The sequence below is a fragment of the Saccharothrix ecbatanensis genome, from assembly GCF_014205015.1.
In the GTDB taxonomy this organism is placed as follows: domain Bacteria; phylum Actinomycetota; class Actinomycetes; order Mycobacteriales; family Pseudonocardiaceae; genus Actinosynnema; species Actinosynnema ecbatanense.
Map to the genome: position 1 here is coordinate 5,888,870 of NZ_JACHMO010000001.1, position 17,880 is coordinate 5,906,749.

Sequence of the window (17,880 nt, forward strand, 5' to 3'; positions counted from 1 at the left end):
GGCCGATCGGGCGACGTCGGAAACGGATCGGCCCTGTCGCCGCGCCTCAACGCAGGTTGCACAGGTCCAGTGGCGCGCCGTCCGCCGTGAGGCACGGCAGGTACCCGGCGTCCTTCATCCGCACCCGCGCGCCGTCGTGCTCCCGCGCGTACTTGAGGAACCGGCCGGCCAACGAGTCCGCCGCCGGCTCCGACCGCGCGTACAGGTACTCGACCGTCCAGAACGGGTAGCCGGACTCCACGCCCACCGCCGCGTCGAACACCTTGCCGTCCAACGACAACGCGGTCAGCGCGTTCGTCTTGCGGGCCTCCGCCACGGACGGCGCGTCGGCGTACCCGATCGCGCCCTCCACCGCCCCGATCTCCCGCACCACGTCGGCGTTCTCGTCCCGCTCGCACCGGATCACCGGCGCGTCCGGCGAACGGTCCTTGGCCCGGCAGTCGTTGGAGGACAACGCGCTCTCGCTCGTGCCCAGCACCCGCCGCTCGAACAGCTCCCGCGTCCCCGACTCGCCACCCCGGCCGACGATCCGGATGGGCAACGGAGCGCCGCCGCGCAGCTGGCTCCAGTCCGTGTAGGCGCCCGCGTAGATGCCGCGCAGCTGCGCCACCGTGATCGTGTCCAGCCCGACCGAGCTGTGCACCACCACGTGGTAGACCACGATCGCGAGCTGCTGCGTGAATACGCCCTCCACGTCCTGCTTGCCGTCCGACAGCGCCACCATGCCCTCTTCGCCGCCGACGACCTCGCGCACACCCTGGATGCTGCCGGTCGCGGACGTGGTGACGGTCGCGTCGGGGCACGCCTGCTCGTACTGGTCGGCGATCGCGGCCATGGTCGGCATGAACACGCTCGACCCCTCCACCCGCAACGTGCCCGACGCGCACGCCACCGTCGCGTCGGTCGAATCCGGCGGCCACGCCAGGACCAGCACCAGGACGGCCGCGAGCAAAGCGGCCAGGCCACCCGTCAGCCTCGGCAGGGTGAGCCGCCGTTCCGGGCGCTCGTCGTGCACGATGCCCGCGCCGGCCAGGTCGCCGACGACCTTCACGTCCTTGCCCAGCTCGCCCGTCGAGTTGCCGTCCGGCTCGCGCAGCACCACCAGCAGCTTGAACTTCTGCTTGCGCCGCAACGTCAGGTTCTCCAGCCGCACCCCGTGCCACACCGGCTCGCCCGGCGGGTCCGCGGCCACCGCCAGCCCGCCCCACCTGGCCACCCGCTGCGCCATCCGCGCCCGCACCGTGGGCAGCGACGCCCGTGACGACTCCCTGAGGTCGGTCTCCCTGGGACCGGGCTCGGCGCCGAAGAACTGGAGGCTGCGCCGGATCTCGTCCTTCAGCTCGTCCGACCCGGCCTCGGACACCCTCGCGTTCCACACGATCCGGTCGCCGAAGGTGAACGTCAGCGGCTTGGCGAAGTCCTCGGCGTCGATGTCGTAGGTGCCCGTGTTGCGGACCCTGACCACCACGATGCTCATCCGGTCCAGCACCCGCACCAGCTCGCGCAGCTGCGGCGCGTTCGCGTCGGTGCCGTCGTGCAGCTGCTCCGGCCCGAGACCGATCTTGGAGTTGTAGAGCACGCGGAACCCGAGGCGCTTGCGGCGCACGAAGAGCCGGTCGATGACCGGGGCCGCGAACAACAAGCCGATCGCGAGCAGCACCGGCCCGGGTCCACCCAGGAATTCCAACGCGGAACGCAGCACCTGCACACCGAATTCTCGGTCGGCGGACCGGCCGCGGGTCCGGTGATCACCGGACGTTCACCACGACTTCACGCCGTGGCAAGGAGTCGTCACACGACCGCGTCGCGGTCCGCGAGGAAGTCCTCCAGCACGACCGGGGTCAGGCCGTCGAGCTTGCAGCGTTCGAGGAAGGCCAGGAAGTCCTCCACGAACGTGTGCCGGAAGTGCATGAGCACGATGTCGCCCGCGTTCAACCGGCCGCCCGCCTGGAACTGCACGACGCCGTCGTTGACCGCCGCGGTCCACATGACCAACGCCGTGAAACCGCAGTCGGCGGCGGCCCGGCGGGTGGTGTGGTCGAAGTTCCCGAACGGCGGCCGGAACAACTTCGGTTGCGCGCCCAGCTGCGCGCGGAGGAGGTCGGCGTTGCCGCAGATCTCGTCGCGCTGGAAGTCGTACGAAGTGCCGGTGAGGTCGGGGTGGGTCGCGGTGTGCGCGTGGACCCTCGCGGCGCCCTGGAAGGTCTTCCAGTAGTCCGCGTAACCGTCGACGTGCTTGGAGTTGAGGAACAGCGTGGGCTCGACGCCGCTCTTGCGCATCAGCTCCAGCGCGGCGGGGTGGCGCACCGCGCCGTCGTCGATGGTGATGAACACGTACGGGCGGTCGGTCGCGATCCGGCGGACCACCGGCACCATGCCGTCGGCGATCGGCGGCACGTGCTGCTGCGGTGTCCCGTAGGCGTACGGGTGCTGGAAGACGGGGACCGTGGTGCCGCCCGGACCCGGCAAGACCGTCGGCGGCGTGGTGGTGGTCGTCGTTGTCGTAGTGGTCGTAGTAGTCGTCGCCGGCGGCTGCGCTTCCGGCTCTGGTGCGCACGCCACCGCGATGACGGCCGCCACCGCGACCGCCAGTGCCCTCGGTCTCATCCCAGTCCCCCTTGAAACCCATTATCACCCGATCGGGTGACGCTCACGGGGCTTGAGACGCCACGAGGATCACTCGGGTTGCTCTGCGACCCGTAGGCCCCGGCGATAGGGTCCTGCGGGTCCCACGAGATCACGAGTGGAGGACCTGATGAGCCTTGAGCGCCCCACCGCTCCCGACCCCTACTCGCTGCTGCCGAAGGTGGCGTCGTTCGCGGTCGACTCGACCGACGTGACCGACGGCCAGGCGCTGGCGGAGGCACACGTGTTCGAGGGCGGCAACACGTCGCCCCAACTGGGCTGGGCCGGGTTCCCGGACGGGACCAAGAGCTTCGTGGTGACGTGCTTCGACCCCGACGCGCCGATCCCGTCCGGCTTCTGGCACTGGGTCGCGGTGAACATCCCGGCGTCGGTGACGTCGCTGGACACCGGAGCGGGCGCCTCCGACGACACGCTGCCCGACGGCGCGTTCCACGTGCGGAACGACTTCGGCACGCGGGCGTTCGGAGGCGCCGCGCCGCCGCCCGGCGACCAGGTGCACCGGTACTGCTTCGTGGTGCACGCGGTGGACGTGGAGAAGCTGGACGTGGACCGCGACTCGTCACCCGCAGTAGTCGGGTTCAACCTGGCGTTCCACACCCTGGCGCGCGCGATCCTGGTGCCGACGTACGCCCACTGACCGCGTCACGCGTGGTTCGGGAATGATCGCCTCACGTCGTGGGTTGCAGCACGACGTGAGGCACTTCGACCTGGTCATCATCGGCACCGGTTCCGGCAACTCCATCGCGGACGAGCGGTTCGCCGGCTGGAACATCGCGATCGTCGAGAAAGGCGTGTTCGGCGGCACGTGCCTGAACGTCGGGTGCATCCCCACCAAGATGTTCGTGCACGCCGCGGACGTCGCCGCCGCACCCGGCTCGGGCGCGCGGCTCGGCGTGGACGCGCACCTCGACGGCGTTCGCTGGACGGACGTGCGCGACCGGATCTTCGGGCGCATCGACCCCATCTCCGAGGGCGGGCGCCGCTGGCGGGCCGAGGAGAACGCGAACGTCACCGTGTTCGCGGGCACGGCCCGGTTCACCGGGCCCAAGACCCTGGACACCGGCACCGGCGAGGTGATCACCGGCGACCGGTTCGTGCTGGCCGCGGGCAGCCGCCCGGTCGTGCCGGACGTGGCGGACCTGGACTCGGTCGGCTACCACACCAGCGACACGATCATGCGCCTCGACGCCCTGCCCGCCCGGATCACCATCCTGGGCAGCGGGTTCGTGGCGGCCGAGTTCGCGCACGTGTTCTCGTCGTTCGGGGTGGCGGTGACCGTGATCGCGCGGTCGGACCTGCTGCTCCGGCACGAGGACCGGGAGGTCGCGACCCGGTTCACGCGGGTCGCGTCGGAGAAGTGGGACGTGCGGCTCAAGCGCAAGGCGGTGCGGGCCGAGCGGGTGGACGGTGTGGTGCGGCTGCACCTGGAGGGCCCGAACGGCGCGGAGGTCGTCGAGTCCGAGGAACTGCTCGTCGCGGTCGGCCGGACGCCGAACGCGGACCTGCTGGACCTGGCCGCGACGGGCGTGGCCGTGCACCCGGACGGCCGGATCGCCGTGGACGAGTACCAGCGCACGTCCGTCGAGGGCGTCTACGCGATGGGTGACGTCAGCTCGGAGTACCAGCTCAAGCACGTGGCCAACCACGAGGCGCGGGTCGTGCAGCACAACCTGCTGCACCCGGACGCGCCGATCGCCTCGGACCACCGCTTCGTGCCGGCCGCGGTCTTCTCGTCACCGCAGATCGCGTCGGTCGGGTTGACCGAGGAGGAGGCCGTCGAGCGCGGGGTGCGGCACGTGGCGGCGTCGCAGGCCTACGCGTCCATCGCGTACGGGTGGGCGATGGAGGACACCACCGGTTTCGCGAAGATCCTGGCCGACCCGGACACCGGGCTGATCCTCGGCGCGCACATCATCGGGCCGCAGGCGTCGAGCGTGATCCAGCCGGTGATCCAGGCGATGAGCTTCGGCCTGGACGCCAGGACGATGGCGCGCGGCCAGTACTGGATCCACCCGGGCATGCCCGAGGTGATCGAGAACGCCCTGCTCAACCTGCCGCTGAACGACTGAGCCACGGCAGTCGACGGGAGCCCGGCCGCACCCCTCGTGCGGCCGGGGCTCCCGTACATGTCCGTAACCGACACATCGTGGTCGGCAGGTGAGGCGTTATCAGTCACACCGTGCGGGGCCGGCCGGCGATCCAGCCGAGAGCGGTCAGGGCGGCCAGCAGGCCTGCCAGGAGGAGCATCGACAACGTCCAGGTGCCCGTCTCACCGCGCAGGACGCCGAACGCGAACGGGCCGGTGGCCGAGATCAGGTAGCCGATGCTCTGCGCCATCGCGGACAGCCGGGCGGTGTCGGCGCCGGAGGTCGTGCGCAGCGAGATGATCACCAGCGCCAGCGGGAACATGCCCATGCCGATGCCGATCAGGACCACCCACAGGCCGGGCGCGAAGGCCGGCGCGAGGGCCAGGCCGAGCACGCCGAGCATGGCCAGCACACCCAGTACCAGCACCAACCCGGACTGGCTGGCACGTCGGGCGGCCAGCGGCGGCACGATCAGGCTCACCGGCACACCGAGCACCATCGTGATCGCGAGCAGCAGGCCCGCAGTCGTCCGGTCCACCCCCGCGTCACCGAGGATCTGCGGCAGCCAGCCCATCACCGTGTAGGCGAGCAGCGACTGCAAGCCGAAGAACACCGTGATCACCCACGCCAACGGGCTGCGGAACAGCGACCGGACCGCGACGGGACGGTGTGTGGTCGGACGGGCGGAGAAGCCGTGTCGTGCGGCGGCCAGCCACACCACCAACGCCGCCAGGGACAGGAAAGCCCAGGCGCCGACGGCCAGTCGCCACGAGCCGAAGGTGGATTCCAGACCAGGCGTGAACGCGGCGCCAAGAGCCGCACCGGCAGCGAGGGCGGCCGTGTAGACGCCGGTCACCAGGCCGACCCGGTCCGGGAACGATTCCTTCACCACCACCGGGATCAGCACGTTGCAGACCGCGATGCCCGCGCACGCGATGAACGTGCCGCCGAGCACCGCCGCCGGACCGTCCACGACCCGCAGCACCAGGCCGACCGTCAACACCAGCAACGACAACGCCACCGCGCGCGCCATGCCCAACCGCCGCCCCATCCACGGCGCGAGGAACGCCGCGAACCCGAAGCACACCGTGGGCACGGCGGTCAGCACACTCGTCCACGCCGTCGAGACGCCCAGGGACACGCGCACGTCGCCGAGCACTGCGGCAAGACTCGTCACGGCCGGGCGGAGGTTGGCCGCGGCCAGTGCTACGCCGATCGCCAACAGGGTGCTGCCGACCAGGGCAACTTGGCGATTCCGGCGCACCGCACCGGTCGCGGAACCGCCACGATGACCCTCGATCGTCGCGGGGACACCACTATCAGTGGCAATGTGGTCAGTCGAGGGTGACCGGTCTGACTGGGTCTGCTGGATTGCCACCCGGCTACTGTCTCAGACGTAGGATGTCCGGATGAGAGGATGATGCTGTGCCGTTGGCCACTACTCGGCGGGCCGGGCTCGTCGACCAGGTGATCGACCAGATGCGGAACGCGATCGCCGCCGGTGAATGGCCCGTCGGCCGCCGGATCCCGCCCGAGCCGGAACTGGTCACCGCCCTGGGTGTGGGCCGCAACACCGTGCGGGAGGCGGTGCGCGCGTTGTCCCACGCCGGCCTGCTCGAAGTCCGCCAGGGCGACGGCACGTTCGTCCGCGCCACCAGTGAGCTGTCCGGCGCGGTCCGCCGGATGTGCGGCACCGAACTGCGCGAGGTCCTCCAGGTGCGCCGGACGCTGGAGGTCGAGGGCGCCCGGCTCGCCGCGTCCCACCGCACCGACGAAGAACTGGTCAGACTCGAAGCGCTCCTCGCCGAACGGGACGAGGCGCTGGCCGCCAAGGACTGGGGCCGGCTGGTCGAACGGGACGCCGCTTTCCACGTGATGCTCGTCCAGTGCTCGCACAACACGCTGCTCGCCGAGCTGTACCAGGGGCTCACCGAGGCGGTCCGGGCCAGCATCACGGCCACCGTGGACACCGACCACGAGGACGACCACGTGTCGCACACGGGCCTGCTCGACGCCGTGCGCGACCGTGACCCGGCCCGTGCCGCCGCCGAAGCGGGCGCGTTCCTGGAGGACCTGCTGGAGCGTCACACGGACTGAAGCCACCCCAGGACTGAAGCCACCCCGGACTGAAGTCACCCGTGCTGGGACATCACGCCGTCTCCCGCATGTCCCAGCACGCCCGCAAAGCCGTGAGCGTGGCCGTGACGGCCGGACGCCGTGTGGCCTGCGTCCGCCACACGGCGAACACCCGACGGGTCGGCGTCGGCCGGAACGGCACCGCGCGCACCGAGTCCGGCAACGAGCCGCGCCCCAGCCTGGGCAACAGCGCCACGCCGATCCCCTTGGCCAGCAACGCCAACTGCGTCTCGTACTCGGCGATCCGGTACGCCAGGTCGGGCTCCATGCCCGCGCCGCGGAACGTGTTCACCAGCCAGTCGTGGCAGATGGTGCCCTCGGGCTGGCAGATCCACCGTTCACCGGCGAGGTCCTCCGGCATGACGGAATCCCGCTCCGCCAAGGGGTGGTCGACCGGCAGCAGCACGTCCGCGACGTCCTCACCCAGCCGCTCCCGGGACACCGGTTCCGGCACGGCCAGCGGCGCGTTGATCCAGTCGTGCGTGACGGCCAGGTCCAGCTCGCCGCGCGCCACCAGTTCCAGGCAGTCCGGCGGGTCCAGCTCCACCAGCCGCACGTCGAGCTGCGGGTGGTGGTCGGCGAGGCGGACGAGCGCGGCGGGCAGCAGACCGCGGGCGGCGGTGGCGAACGCGCCGACGCGCAGCTCGCCGACGGCCGCGCCGCGCTGCTCCTCCAACGCCACCTCGGCGTGCTCGACCAGCGCCAGCACCTGGTCGGCGGTGGCGGCCAGCAGGTGGGCGGCGTCGGTCAGCGCGACACCGCGTCCCCGGCGTTCCAGCAGCGTGGTGCGGGTCTCACGTTCCAGCTTGGCGATCTGCTGGGACACCGCCGACGGCGTGTAGCCCAACGCCGTGGCCGCCGCGCCGACCGAGCCGTGCCGTGCGACCGCGTGCAGGGCGCGGAGCCGTCCGAGATCCAACATGTAGCGATTCTAAACTGAAGTCTTCAGAACTCGTCGCTAGTGCTAAACGATCTCGCCCCTGAGACTCGGAGACGTGAAACCACGCCACGTCGCGATCGCGGTGCTCGTCGCCACCATCTGGGGGGTCAACTTCGTCGTCATCAAGGTGGGCCTGCGCGATTTCCCGCCGCTGTTCTTCACCGGGCTGCGCTTCCTGGCCGCCGCCGTGCCCGCGCTGTGGTTCGTCGGACGGCCCAAGGTGGCGTGGAAGTGGGTCGTCGCGGTCGCCTTGGCGCTCGGTGTGGCCAAGTTCGGGCTGCTGTTCGTGGGCATGGCCGCCGGGATGCCCGCCGGGTTGTCGTCCCTGGTGCTGCAAAGCCAGGTGTTCTTCACGGTGCTGTTCGCGGCCGTGCTGCTGCACGAACGGCCGCGGCCGGTGCAGCTGATCGGGATGGGCGTCGCGGCGGCGGGCATCGTGGTGATCGCGTTCGACTACGGCGTGAGCAGCCCGATCTCGGCGTTCTTGCTGGTGGTGCTCGGTGCGGGGGCGTGGGGCCTGGCGAACGTGGCCACCCGCTACGCCCGGCCGCCGGACCCGCTCAACTTCATCGTGTGGGTCAGCGCGGTGGCCGTGCTGCCGCTGTTCGCGCTGTCGCTGGTGTTCGAGGGACCGGCCGCCGACCTGGCCGCGTTGCGCGGGCTGACCTGGACGGGCGTGGGCTCGATCCTGTTCATCGCCTGGGTGTCGACGCTGCTCGGCTTCGGCCTGTGGAACCTGCTGCTGCGGACCTACGAGGCGAGCGCCGTCGTGCCGTTCGCGCTGCTGGTGCCGGTGGCCGGGATGTTGTCCGGCTGGCTGCTGCTGGACGAGACGGTCACCCCGGTCCGCCTCGCCGCCGCCGGCCTGGTGATCGTCGGCATGGCCGCGGCCACGGTGAAACGGCGCGCGCCGCGCGTCGAAGTGCCGCCGGTGATCGACGTCCCGGTGGCGGCCCGATGAGTCAGTCGACCGGTGGGGCGCCGGCGGGCGGGATGACCGGCAGCCCCGGCGGGGCGCCCTTCTCCAGCAACGCCCACACCGCGTCGGTGTCGAGGTGGTCGGCGACCAGGTCACCGAGGAGGTCGAGCTGCGCGGTCCGGCGTCCGGCGAAGTCCGTGTCCGGCGCGGGGGTGAAGCCGTCCCGGCCCGCGTGACCGGCGGCCCACCGCAGGAACGCGCGGCGGAACGCGTCGTTCTCCAGCAGCCCGTGCCAGTGCGTGCCGGCGACCCGGCCGCGCAGAGCGCCTTCCGGCGTGCCGTCGGGCAGGGTGATCAATCCCTGCTCGGCGTTGCGCGTGACCACGCCGTGGTGGATCTCGTAGCCCGTGACGGATTCGCCCAACGCGTCGCCGTGCGGCTGCTGCAACGTCTTGTCGGGCTCGAACCGCACGTCCACGTCAAGCAGACCCAAGCCGTCCACCACACCCGCACGCGACTCGACCGCGTCCTCGATGGTCCGGCCGAGCAGCTGGAACCCGCCGCAGATGCCGAGCACCGGGCCGTCGTGCGCGGCGATCGCGTCGGCCAAGCCCGTGGCACGCAGCCAGCGCAGGTCATCGACGGTGGCCTTCGAACCCGGCACCACCACGAGGTCCGCGTCGGCCAACCTGGACGGCTCGGTGACGAACCGCACCGACACACCCGGCTCGCAGGCCAACGCCTCGACGTCCGTGGCGTTGGAGATGCGCGGCAGCCGCACCACCGCCACCCGCAGCCACTGGTCACCGCGCGGCGGCTCGGGTCGGCCGATCACGCCGTCGGCCGCGTAGGACAGCGAGTCCTCCGCGTCCAGCCACAGGTCTTCCCGCCACGGCAGCACGCCGAGCACCTGACGTCCGGTGAGCGCGTGGAGCTGGCGCAGACCGGGTTCCAGCAACGTCGGGTCACCGCGGAACTTGTTCACCACGAACCCGCCGACCAGCGCCTGGTCCGCCGGGTCGAGCAGCGCGAGCGTGCCGAAGAGGTGCGCGAACACCCCGCCGCGGTCGATGTCGCCGACCACGATCACCGGCAGGTCCGCCGCCCGCGCCAAGCCCATGTTCGCGATGTCGTTCGCCCTGAGGTTGATCTCGGCGGGCGACCCCGCGCCCTCGCAGACCACCACCTCGAAATCGTCCCGCAGACTGTCCAAAGTAGAGAGAACGGTGGTGAACAGCTCGGCCTTGCGCGCGCGGTAGGACACCGCGGACACCTCGCCCACCGCCCGGCCCAGCACCACGACCTGGGAGCTGCGGTCACCGCCAGGCTTGAGCAGCACCGGGTTGAACCGGACGCTCGGCTCCAGCCCGCACGCGGCGGCCTGGAGCGCCTGCGCGCGGCCGATCTCGCCGCCGTCCCGCGTCACGACCGAGTTGTTGGACATGTTCTGCGCCTTGAACGGAGCCGTCCGCACCCCGCGCCGGGTCAACCACCGGCACAGGCCGGCGGTCAGGACGCTCTTCCCCGCGTCCGACGTCGTGCCGGCCACGAGCAACGCACTCCGCACCCTGTCCCCTCACGCTCGATGACCCGACTATCGGACTTTGTCGGTCCCGGCTGACATCATCCACACCATGGTCGACGCCCCCGCCACCGCAGTCCTGGTGCACAGCCCCTACCTCGGGCCGGCGAGCCTGCGCCCGCTCGCCGGGGCGCTCGCCGAGCTCGGTCACCCGGTGGTGTTGCTGGACCTGCGGGTCAACGTCAACGCCGCGCCCGTCCACCAGCGGCTGATCGGCGTGTTCGCCGACGCCGTGGAGGACTCGCTCGTGGAGGGCGCGCTGGCGGAGGGCGACGTGGTGCTCGTCGGGCACAGCGGCGCCGGTCCGCTGCTGCCCGCGTTCGCCGACGCCCTGGAGACGCCCGTGCGCGGGCTGGTGTTCCTCGACGCCGACCTGCCCACACCGGGGCGCAGCTGGCGGGACGACGCGCCGGCCGAGCGGATGGCGCACCTCAAGGCCATCTCGCGGGACGGGCTGATGCCGCGCTGGGACCTGTGGTTCGCGCCCGAGGCGCTGTCCGCGATGGTGCCGGACGTGCGGGTGCTGGAGGAGATCGAGTCCGAGGCGCCCGAGGTGCCGCTGGCGTTCCTGAAGGAGCCCCGGCCCACCGTGGCGTGGACCGGGCCGTGCTCGTACGTGCAGCTCAGCCCCGCCTACGCCAAGGCCGCGGCGGCGGCGCGTGAGCTGGGCTGGCCGGTGGTGGAGTTGGACAGCCACCACCTGGGCGCGGTGACGGCGCCCGACGAGGTGGCCGCCGCCCTCGTGCCGCTGATCAGCAGACGGTGAGGATCTCGGCGCCGTCGTCGGTGACCACGATCGTGTGCTCGAACTGGGCGGTCCAGCTCTTGTCGCGGGTGGTGACCGTCCAACCGTCTTCCCAGACGTCGTGCTCGATGCCGCCGAGGGTGATCATCGGCTCGATGGTGAACGTCATGCCCGTCTCGATGACCGTGGGCACGTGCGGCGCGTCGTAGTGCAGCACGACCAGGCCGCTGTGGAAGGTGCGGCCGATGCCGTGGCCGGTGAAGTCGCGCACCACGCCGTAGCCGAAGCGGTTGGCGTAGGCCTCGATGACGCGGCCCACCACGTTCAGCTGCCGGCCCGGCTTGACGGCCTTGATGGCGCGCATGGTGGCCTCGTGCGTGCGTTCGACCAGGAGGCGGACTTCCTCGTCCACGTCACCGGCGAGGAAGGTGGCGTTCGTGTCGCCGTGCACGCCGCCGATGTAGGCGGTCACGTCGACGTTGACGATGTCCCCGTCCTCGACCACGGTCGAGTCGGGGATGCCGTGGCAGATGACCTCGTTCAGCGAGGTGCAGCAGGACTTGGGGAACCCGCGGTAGCCGAGCGTGGACGGGTAGGCGCCGTTGTCGCACAGGAACTCGTGCGCGACCGCGTCGATCTCGTCCGTGGTCACCCCGGGCACGATGACCTTGCCCGCTTCCTGCAACGCCTGCGCCGCCAGCCGCCCCGCGACCCGCATGGCTTCGACCACCTCGGGCGGCTGCACCCACGGATCGGTGTTGCGCTGGGGTTCCGGCCGATCGACGTACTCGGGCCGCGCGATCTGGGCGGGCACCGGACGGCGCGGGGTCTGAACACCTGGCTGGAGGATGGCACGCACGGACATGCCCCCAGATTACGGCTCAGCGTGACACCGCATGCGCCGCCTGTCCCCTTTGCCGTCGATCAGACCGCACCGGGCGAGGCCGTGGGCAGTCCCATGTCGTCGGCTGCGGTCAGGAGCCGCTTGTCATAAGCCACAAACGCGTCGAGGTGGGTTCGGATGCGCAGGGCGGACGCGAGGTGGATCGCATCCAACGACCTCAACGGGAGGGCCAGCGCCCCGGCCGCGTCCAACAGATCGGTGGTCATCGGCATCTCGTCGAGTTCGACCAGGATCAAGGTGGCCTGCCTGATCGCCGCGTCACCCTCGGCCCGGACGGCTCGGACCAACTCGACCCTGGCCAACGAGCTGCTGACCCGCAGCGCCTCGCTTCGAGCGTCCAACCACGCGGTCAACGCCGCGGTCTCGGGCTCGGACAGGACCAACTTCGCCAGGGCCGAGGTGTCGAAGTAGATCACCAGCGCTCGTCTTCACGCATCTGGCGCAGCACCTCGGAGATCGGCGTGCCCGTAGTGGCGGGCAGGGGCGTGGGGAACGGTCGCCCCCGCCCTCGGAGCAGCACGCCCTTGGCGGCCAACTGATCCCGCACTGACAGCGCATCCTCGCCGGGAGGACCGATCTCGGCGACCACCCGACCGTGGTCGGTCACCGCGATCCTCTCCCCGGCCTCGGCCCGCCGCACGTACTCGCCCGCGTGGTGGCGAAGTTCGCGAAGTCCGATCTGATCCATGTGTAACATGGTATCACATTGATGTTGGACCATTCAGCCCAGTGCGGCGAGGAAGCGGGCTGACGCGTCGACCGCCGGGGCGGAGCTGTTGGTGCCCAGCAGCAGGGTCGCGAACGCCACATCGCCCCGGTAGCCCACGAACCAGCCGTGCGAGTTGGTCCCGTCCCCGAACTGCGCCGTCCCCGTCTTCCCCCGCACGTCCCCGTACGGCCGCAGTTGCGGCGCGGTGCCGGACTCGACGACCTCGCGCATCATCGCCCGCAGCGGCTCCAGCACGGCCGGAGCGGGCGGCGCCGGGGTGTGGTCGGCCTTGGTCTCCCGGCCCTTCAACAGCGTCGGGACGGGCATCTTGCCGGACGCCACCGTCGCGGCCACCACGGCCATCCCGAACGGGCTCGCCACCAGTTTTCCCTGGCCGAAGCCGTCCTCGGCCCGCTCCACCACGTCGGTCGCGGGCGGCACGGAACCGGTGATCGTGGTGATCGCCGGGATCTCGAAGTCCACCCCCAACCCGAACGAGTCCGCCGCCTTGGTCAACGCGTCCGCCGGCATCCCCGCCGCCAACTGCGCGAACGTCGTGTTGCACGAGAACGCGAACGCCGAGTGCAGCGGGATGGTGCCCTTGTCGAAGTCGTGGTCGTTCGGCACGATCCGGCGCCCGTCGATGGTCGTCCTCCCGGGGCACGGCAACGCGCTGTCCGCGGTCGCCTGCCCGGACGACAGGGCCGCCGCCGCCGTCACGATCTTGAACGTCGACCCCGGCGGGTAACGGCCGGTCAGCGCCACCGGGCCCTCGGCGTCGGCCAGGTCGTTCTGCGCCACCGCCAGCAACTCGCCGGTCGACGCCTGCAACGCCACCAGCATCGCCGCCTGCGGCACGGACTCCAGCGCGTCCTCCGCCGCCGTCTGCACGGTCCGGCTCAACGCCGTGGACACCGCCTGAGCCGGCTCCGGCGCCTGCTCGTGCAGGGTCTCCACCTCGTCACCGGCCGCGTTGACCGTGTAGACGCGCAGCCCGGCCCGCCCGGCGATCTCCTCCTCCACCGCCTTGCGCACCGCGGGCAGCACCTGCGACCCGAACGTGCGCGACGGCGCGAGCAGGCTCGTCCGGGTGGTGAACCGCACCCCCGGCAACTCGTAGATCACGGGCTTCACGGTCTGGTAGTCCGCGTCACGCAGCGCGGCCACCTGGTACACCTGCCCGGCGGGCGCCTTCGCCACCCCGTCCACGATCGACTGCTGGGTGATCGCGGCGTCGATGGGCGTCAGGGCCGCGGCCAGCGCACCGGCCACCGCGCCCACGTCACCGGCCTCCTTGGCGTCGAGCAGGACCGACACGACCTGCTCGGGCGACAGCAGCGGCGTCCCGTCGCGGTCCAGCACGGGCGCCAACGCGGGCCGCACCTCGGCGACACCCAGCGTCTGCTGCGCGGCGAGCTTGGGGTGCACGACCGAAGGCGCCCAGTGCACCTTCCAGTCGTCCTCCTCGCGGCGCAGGTCGAACTCGGTCTCGTAGCTCCACGCGTTGTCGTGCCCGAGGTCCCAGTCGAGCGATGCGGTCGCGCCGGCGGAGGACGACTCGCCGGCCGAACGCACCTGCCGGACCTGGGCCTTCAGCCCGGCGGGCTTCAGCTCCTCGCGGAACTTGCCCAGCACCTTTTTGGCGTTGCCGGGGTCGTCGGTCACGCCCGCGGCGCCGTCGACGTCACCGGCGGCGAGCTTGGTCAGGAAGTCGTCGGCCACCTGCTCGGGACCGGGACGGGAGGAGAACAGGCCGCAGCCGCTGACGAGCAGCAGGGCCACCCCGAACAGGGACAGCGTGCGCGCGATCACGGCGCCGAGTATGCCTGCCGCGCACCCCTGGGCCGAGGGCCGCCCGGCGTGATCTCCGCCGGAACCACGTCCACGACGCGTCAGAACAACACGGTCGCGTACTGGCCGACCTGGGAGAACCCGATCCGGCGGTACGCGGCCCTGGCCACGTCGTTGTAGGAGTTCACGTACAGCGAAGCCGTCCGCCCCAGGCCTCTGACCAGGCGTTCGGCCACGGCGGCGGTGCCGGCCGTGCCGATGCCGAGGCCACGCCGGTCCGGCCGCACCCACACGCCCTGGATCTGACCGACCTTCGTCGACATGGCGCCGATCTCGGCCTTGAACACCACGTCGCCGCCCTCGAACCGGGCGAACGCCCGCCCGCCCGCGATGAGCTCGGCCACCCGCGCCCGGTACGACGCGCCGCCGTCCTCCACGCACGGGTCGACGCCGACCTCCTCGATGAACATGGCGATCGCCGCCGGCAGGTACCGGTCCAACTCCTCCGGCCGCACCGGGCGGACCAGCGGGTCCATCGCGATCGACGGGCTGCCGCCCAGCGCCATCAACGGCTGGTCGGCGCGCACCTCGCGGGCCGGACCCCAGTCCGGGGCCAGCTCCTCCCAGAGCCCGAGCACCTGCTCGGCGGGCCCGACCAGCGAGGAGCACATCCGGCCCCGGCGACGGGCCCGGTCGGCGAAGCTGCGCAGCGCGGCCGTGTCACCGCGGAGCGGGATGAGGTTCGGACCGGCGAAGCAGAGCGCGTCGACCCGGCCGCCGCGCATCGAGCGGTGGTCGTACGCCCACACCTCGCCGCCCAGCCGCCACGGGTCCAGGCCCGCGACCTCGACCCGGGCGGCGACCATGCAGGACGCCACCGGGTCGGCCGCGAGCACCGCCAGGACCTCGGTCAGGTCCCGTTCGTCGAGCAGGCGTGCGCCAGCCAGCCTCAGCACGTCTCAAGCCTGCCAGATGGACCGCGTTGCCCGCGCGTCCGCCACCCGCTCAGCCGACCGCCCGGCCGACCCTCCGACCGAGCCGTCGGCCGACCTCTCAGCTGACCGTCACGACCGGTTCGCCGCCTTCGACGGTCTCGCCCATCTCCTCGGCGATGCGCATGGCTTCCTCGATCAAGGTCTCCACGATCTGGTGCTCGGGCACGGTCTTGACGACCTTGCCCTTCACGAAGATCTGGCCCTTGCCGTTGCCCGACGCCACGCCCAGGTCCGCCTCGCGCGCCTCACCCGGCCCGTTCACCACGCAGCCCATCACCGCCACGCGCAGCGGCACCTCCAGGCCCTCCAGACCGGCCGTGACCTGCTCCGCGAGCGTGTACACGTCGACCTGCGCCCGACCACACGACGGGCACGACACGATCTCCAGCTTCCGGGGCCGCAGGTTCAGCGACTGGAGGATCTGGTTGCCGACCTTGACCTCCTCCACCGGAGGTGCCGACAACGACACCCGGATCGTGTCCCCGATGCCCTGCCGCAACAACGCGCCGAACGCGACCGCGGACTTGATCGTCCCCTGGAACGCCGGACCGGCCTCGGTGACGCCCAGGTGCAGCGGGTAGTCGCACTGCTCGGCCAGCAGTTCGTAGGCCCGAACCATGACGACCGGGTCGTTGTGCTTCACCGAGATCTTCAGGTCGTGGAAGTCGTGCTCGGCGAACAGCGACGCCTCCCACAACGCCGACTCCGCCAGCGCCTCGGGCGTCGCCTTCCCGTGCTTCGCCATCAACCGCGGGTCCAACGACCCCGCGTTCACCCCGATCCGGATCGGCGTCCCGTGCTCCCGGGCCGCCGCCGCGATCTCCTTCACCTTGTCGTCGAACTTCTTGATGTTCCCCGGGTTCACCCGCACCGCCGCGCACCCGGCCTCGATCGCCGCGAACACGTACTTCGGCTGGAAGTGGATGTCCGCGATCACCGGGATCTGCGACTTCCGCGCGATCTGCGCCAACGCGTCGGCGTCGTCCTGCGTCGGACACGCCACCCGCACGATGTCGCAGCCGGCCGCGGTCAACTCCGCGATCTGCTGCAACGTCGCGTTCACGTCGGCCGTCACCGTCGTCGTCATCGACTGCACCGACACCGGGAACTCACTGCCGACACCCACCGAGCCCACCATGAGCTGGCGGGTCTTGCGCCGTTCCGACAACACCGGCGGCGGCATCGCCGGGATACCGAGCATGACGCCGTTGCTCATGGACTAGCACCTCTCACTGGAAGAGCTTGATGGGATTGACGATGTCCGCGGTGATCGTCAGCAAGGTGACCGAGCCGCCGACGAAGATCACGAAATAGGTGAGCGGCAACAGCCGCAGGTAGTTGACCGGGGCGCCGTCCGGCAGGCCACGCAGCTTCCGGATCCAGTTTCGCACCCGTTCGTACAGGTTGACGGCGATGTGACCACCGTCAAGCGGCAGCAGGGGCAGGAGGTTGAACACACCGACGAAGAAGTTCAGGCCCGCCAGCATCAGCCAGAACAGCTGCCACAGGCCCCGGTCGACCGCCTCGCCGCCGAGCCGGCTCGCGCCGACCACGCTGACCGGGCTGTCGATGTCGCGCTCGCCGCCGCCGATGGCCTCGATCACGGCGGGGATCTTCTGCGGGAACCGGAGCAGGCCCTGCCACGTGTTCTCGAACATCGTGCCGGTGAACGAGGTGGCGCCGCCGATCGCCGTCAACGCGTTGTACTCGAAGTTGCGCTCGTGGATGATCCCGATCGCGCCGACCTCGGACTTGTAGGTGCTGCCGTCCTTGCGCCGCATCTCGCGGTCGACCCGGGCCACGTCGGCGGTGAGGGTGATCTCCTGACCGTCGCGGAGCACCTTGAAGTCCGTGGAGCCGTACCGCAGGCGGGTCTTCTCCAGCACGTCGCTCCACGTGGGAGTGGACGTGCCGGCCACGGCCAGGATCTCGTCGCCGACCTGGAAGCCCGCGTTCTTGGCCGGTGCGGGCGCGCCGGGCGCGCAGTCGGCCTCCGTGCTGCTTTGGACGCACGGCGTGACCTCGGCGACGAGGGGCGTGTCCTTGACGTTCGGGATGCCCATGGTGAAGGCCATGAAGTACAGGATGATGAAACCGACGATGAAGTGCGTGATGGAGCCCGCGGACAGCACGACGACGCGCTTCCAGGTCTTCTGCCGGTTGAACGCGCGGTGCCGGTCCGCCGGCGCGACCTCGTCCAGCGCGGTCATGCCCACGATCTCGCAGAAACCGCCCGCCGGGATGGCCTTGAGGCCGTACTCGGTCTCACCGCGGCGGAACGACCAGATGCGCGGGCCGAACCCGATGAAGTACCGGGTCACCTTCATCCCGAACATCTTCGCGGTGGCCAGGTGGCCGAGCTCGTGCAGCGCGATCGAGATTCCGATCAGTAGCGCGAACAGCAGAATGCCCAGAAAAACGAGCAC

Annotated in this window: 17 protein-coding genes; 5 read left to right on the forward strand and 12 right to left on the reverse strand. The window is 71.0% G+C overall.

The genetic code is table 11. The features are described from left to right. Nucleotides 1-46 precede the first annotated feature (46 nt). Together F4560_RS24900 and F4560_RS24905 are read right to left on the reverse strand one after the other, a co-directional pair. The gene (locus F4560_RS24900; RefSeq protein ID WP_312869465.1) at nucleotides 47-1,708 is read right to left on the reverse strand and encodes a PstS family phosphate ABC transporter substrate-binding protein; all 1,662 of its coding nucleotides are present in this window, start codon (nucleotides 1,706-1,708) and stop codon (nucleotides 47-49) included. A gap of 83 nt (nucleotides 1,709-1,791) precedes the next feature. Further along, complete coding sequence (locus F4560_RS24905; protein ID WP_184923714.1) at nucleotides 1,792-2,607, reverse strand: polysaccharide deacetylase family protein; 816 nt, start codon at nucleotides 2,605-2,607, stop codon at nucleotides 1,792-1,794. 148 nt (nucleotides 2,608-2,755) lie between these two features. On the opposite strand from F4560_RS24905, the gene F4560_RS24910 reads away from it, so the two are divergent. Then, nucleotides 2,756-3,283: a YbhB/YbcL family Raf kinase inhibitor-like protein gene (locus tag F4560_RS24910; RefSeq protein WP_184923717.1), complete on the forward strand. Its 528-nt coding sequence runs from the start codon at nucleotides 2,756-2,758 to the stop codon at nucleotides 3,281-3,283. Nucleotides 3,284-3,338: 55 nt separating this feature from the next. Beyond that, a complete protein-coding gene (locus F4560_RS24915) occupies nucleotides 3,339-4,715 on the forward strand; it encodes a mycothione reductase (protein WP_184929374.1) in 1,377 nt (458 codons plus the stop codon). Between the two features lie 103 nt (nucleotides 4,716-4,818). Here the strand turns inward: F4560_RS24915 and F4560_RS24920 are convergent, their stop codons facing one another. After that, nucleotides 4,819-5,997, reverse strand: coding sequence for an MFS transporter (locus tag F4560_RS24920; RefSeq protein ID WP_312869466.1), 1,179 nt, complete (start codon nucleotides 5,995-5,997; stop codon nucleotides 4,819-4,821). Nucleotides 5,998-6,158: 161 nt separating this feature from the next. Between F4560_RS24920 and F4560_RS24925 the strand changes: the two genes are divergently transcribed. After that, a complete protein-coding gene (locus tag F4560_RS24925) occupies nucleotides 6,159-6,830 on the forward strand; it encodes a FadR/GntR family transcriptional regulator (RefSeq protein ID WP_184923719.1) in 672 nt (223 codons plus the stop codon). A gap of 52 nt (nucleotides 6,831-6,882) precedes the next feature. Here the strand turns inward: F4560_RS24925 and F4560_RS24930 are convergent, their stop codons facing one another. Then, a complete protein-coding gene (locus tag F4560_RS24930) occupies nucleotides 6,883-7,791 on the reverse strand; it encodes a LysR family transcriptional regulator (RefSeq protein WP_184923721.1) in 909 nt (302 codons plus the stop codon). Nucleotides 7,792-7,864: 73 nt separating this feature from the next. Here F4560_RS24930 and F4560_RS24935 point away from each other — a divergent pair, with 73 nt between their 5' ends. Beyond that, nucleotides 7,865-8,770 (forward strand): EamA family transporter, encoded by a 906-nt coding sequence (locus F4560_RS24935; RefSeq protein ID WP_184923723.1) that lies wholly within the window; start codon nucleotides 7,865-7,867, stop codon nucleotides 8,768-8,770. A 1-nt stretch (nucleotide 8,771) separates the two neighbouring features. Here F4560_RS24935 and F4560_RS24940 read toward each other — a convergent pair whose 3' ends face one another. Continuing rightward, nucleotides 8,772-10,295 carry a cobyric acid synthase gene (locus F4560_RS24940; RefSeq protein ID WP_184923725.1) on the reverse strand — a complete coding sequence of 508 codons (1,524 nt, stop codon included), beginning with the start codon at nucleotides 10,293-10,295 and terminating at the stop codon, nucleotides 8,772-8,774. A 67-nt stretch (nucleotides 10,296-10,362) separates the two neighbouring features. On the opposite strand from F4560_RS24940, the gene F4560_RS24945 reads away from it, so the two are divergent. Next, nucleotides 10,363-11,076, forward strand: coding sequence for an alpha/beta fold hydrolase (locus F4560_RS24945; RefSeq protein WP_184923727.1), 714 nt, complete (start codon nucleotides 10,363-10,365; stop codon nucleotides 11,074-11,076). Here the strand turns inward: F4560_RS24945 and map are convergent. The 7 genes from map to F4560_RS24980 all read right to left on the reverse strand — a co-directional run bounded on the left by map (nucleotide 11,063) and on the right by F4560_RS24980 (nucleotide 17,880). Beyond that, nucleotides 11,063-11,920: a type I methionyl aminopeptidase gene (map, locus tag F4560_RS24950; RefSeq protein WP_184923729.1), complete on the reverse strand. Its 858-nt coding sequence runs from the start codon at nucleotides 11,918-11,920 to the stop codon at nucleotides 11,063-11,065. The two genes, F4560_RS24945 and map, sit on opposite strands and share 14 nt — an antisense overlap. 59 nt (nucleotides 11,921-11,979) lie before the next feature. Beyond that, complete coding sequence (locus F4560_RS24955) at nucleotides 11,980-12,375, reverse strand: type II toxin-antitoxin system VapC family toxin (RefSeq protein ID WP_184923731.1); 396 nt, start codon at nucleotides 12,373-12,375, stop codon at nucleotides 11,980-11,982. Beyond that, nucleotides 12,372-12,647, reverse strand: a complete 276-nt coding sequence (locus tag F4560_RS24960; RefSeq protein ID WP_184923733.1) for a type II toxin-antitoxin system Phd/YefM family antitoxin — start codon at nucleotides 12,645-12,647, stop codon at nucleotides 12,372-12,374. The genes F4560_RS24955 and F4560_RS24960 overlap by 4 nt, the downstream gene beginning before the upstream one ends. Before the next feature lie 33 nt (nucleotides 12,648-12,680). Next, complete coding sequence (locus tag F4560_RS24965; protein ID WP_184923736.1) at nucleotides 12,681-14,480, reverse strand: penicillin-binding transpeptidase domain-containing protein; 1,800 nt, start codon at nucleotides 14,478-14,480, stop codon at nucleotides 12,681-12,683. Nucleotides 14,481-14,560: 80 nt separating this feature from the next. Continuing rightward, nucleotides 14,561-15,415, reverse strand: coding sequence for a GNAT family N-acetyltransferase (locus F4560_RS24970; protein ID WP_184923738.1), 855 nt, complete (start codon nucleotides 15,413-15,415; stop codon nucleotides 14,561-14,563). A 97-nt stretch (nucleotides 15,416-15,512) separates the two neighbouring features. Next, nucleotides 15,513-16,670 carry a flavodoxin-dependent (E)-4-hydroxy-3-methylbut-2-enyl-diphosphate synthase gene (gene ispG / locus F4560_RS24975; RefSeq protein ID WP_184923741.1) on the reverse strand — a complete coding sequence of 386 codons (1,158 nt, stop codon included), beginning with the start codon at nucleotides 16,668-16,670 and terminating at the stop codon, nucleotides 15,513-15,515. Between the two features lie 13 nt (nucleotides 16,671-16,683). Next, nucleotides 16,684-17,880: a M50 family metallopeptidase gene (locus tag F4560_RS24980; protein ID WP_184923743.1), complete on the reverse strand. Its 1,197-nt coding sequence runs from the start codon at nucleotides 17,878-17,880 to the stop codon at nucleotides 16,684-16,686.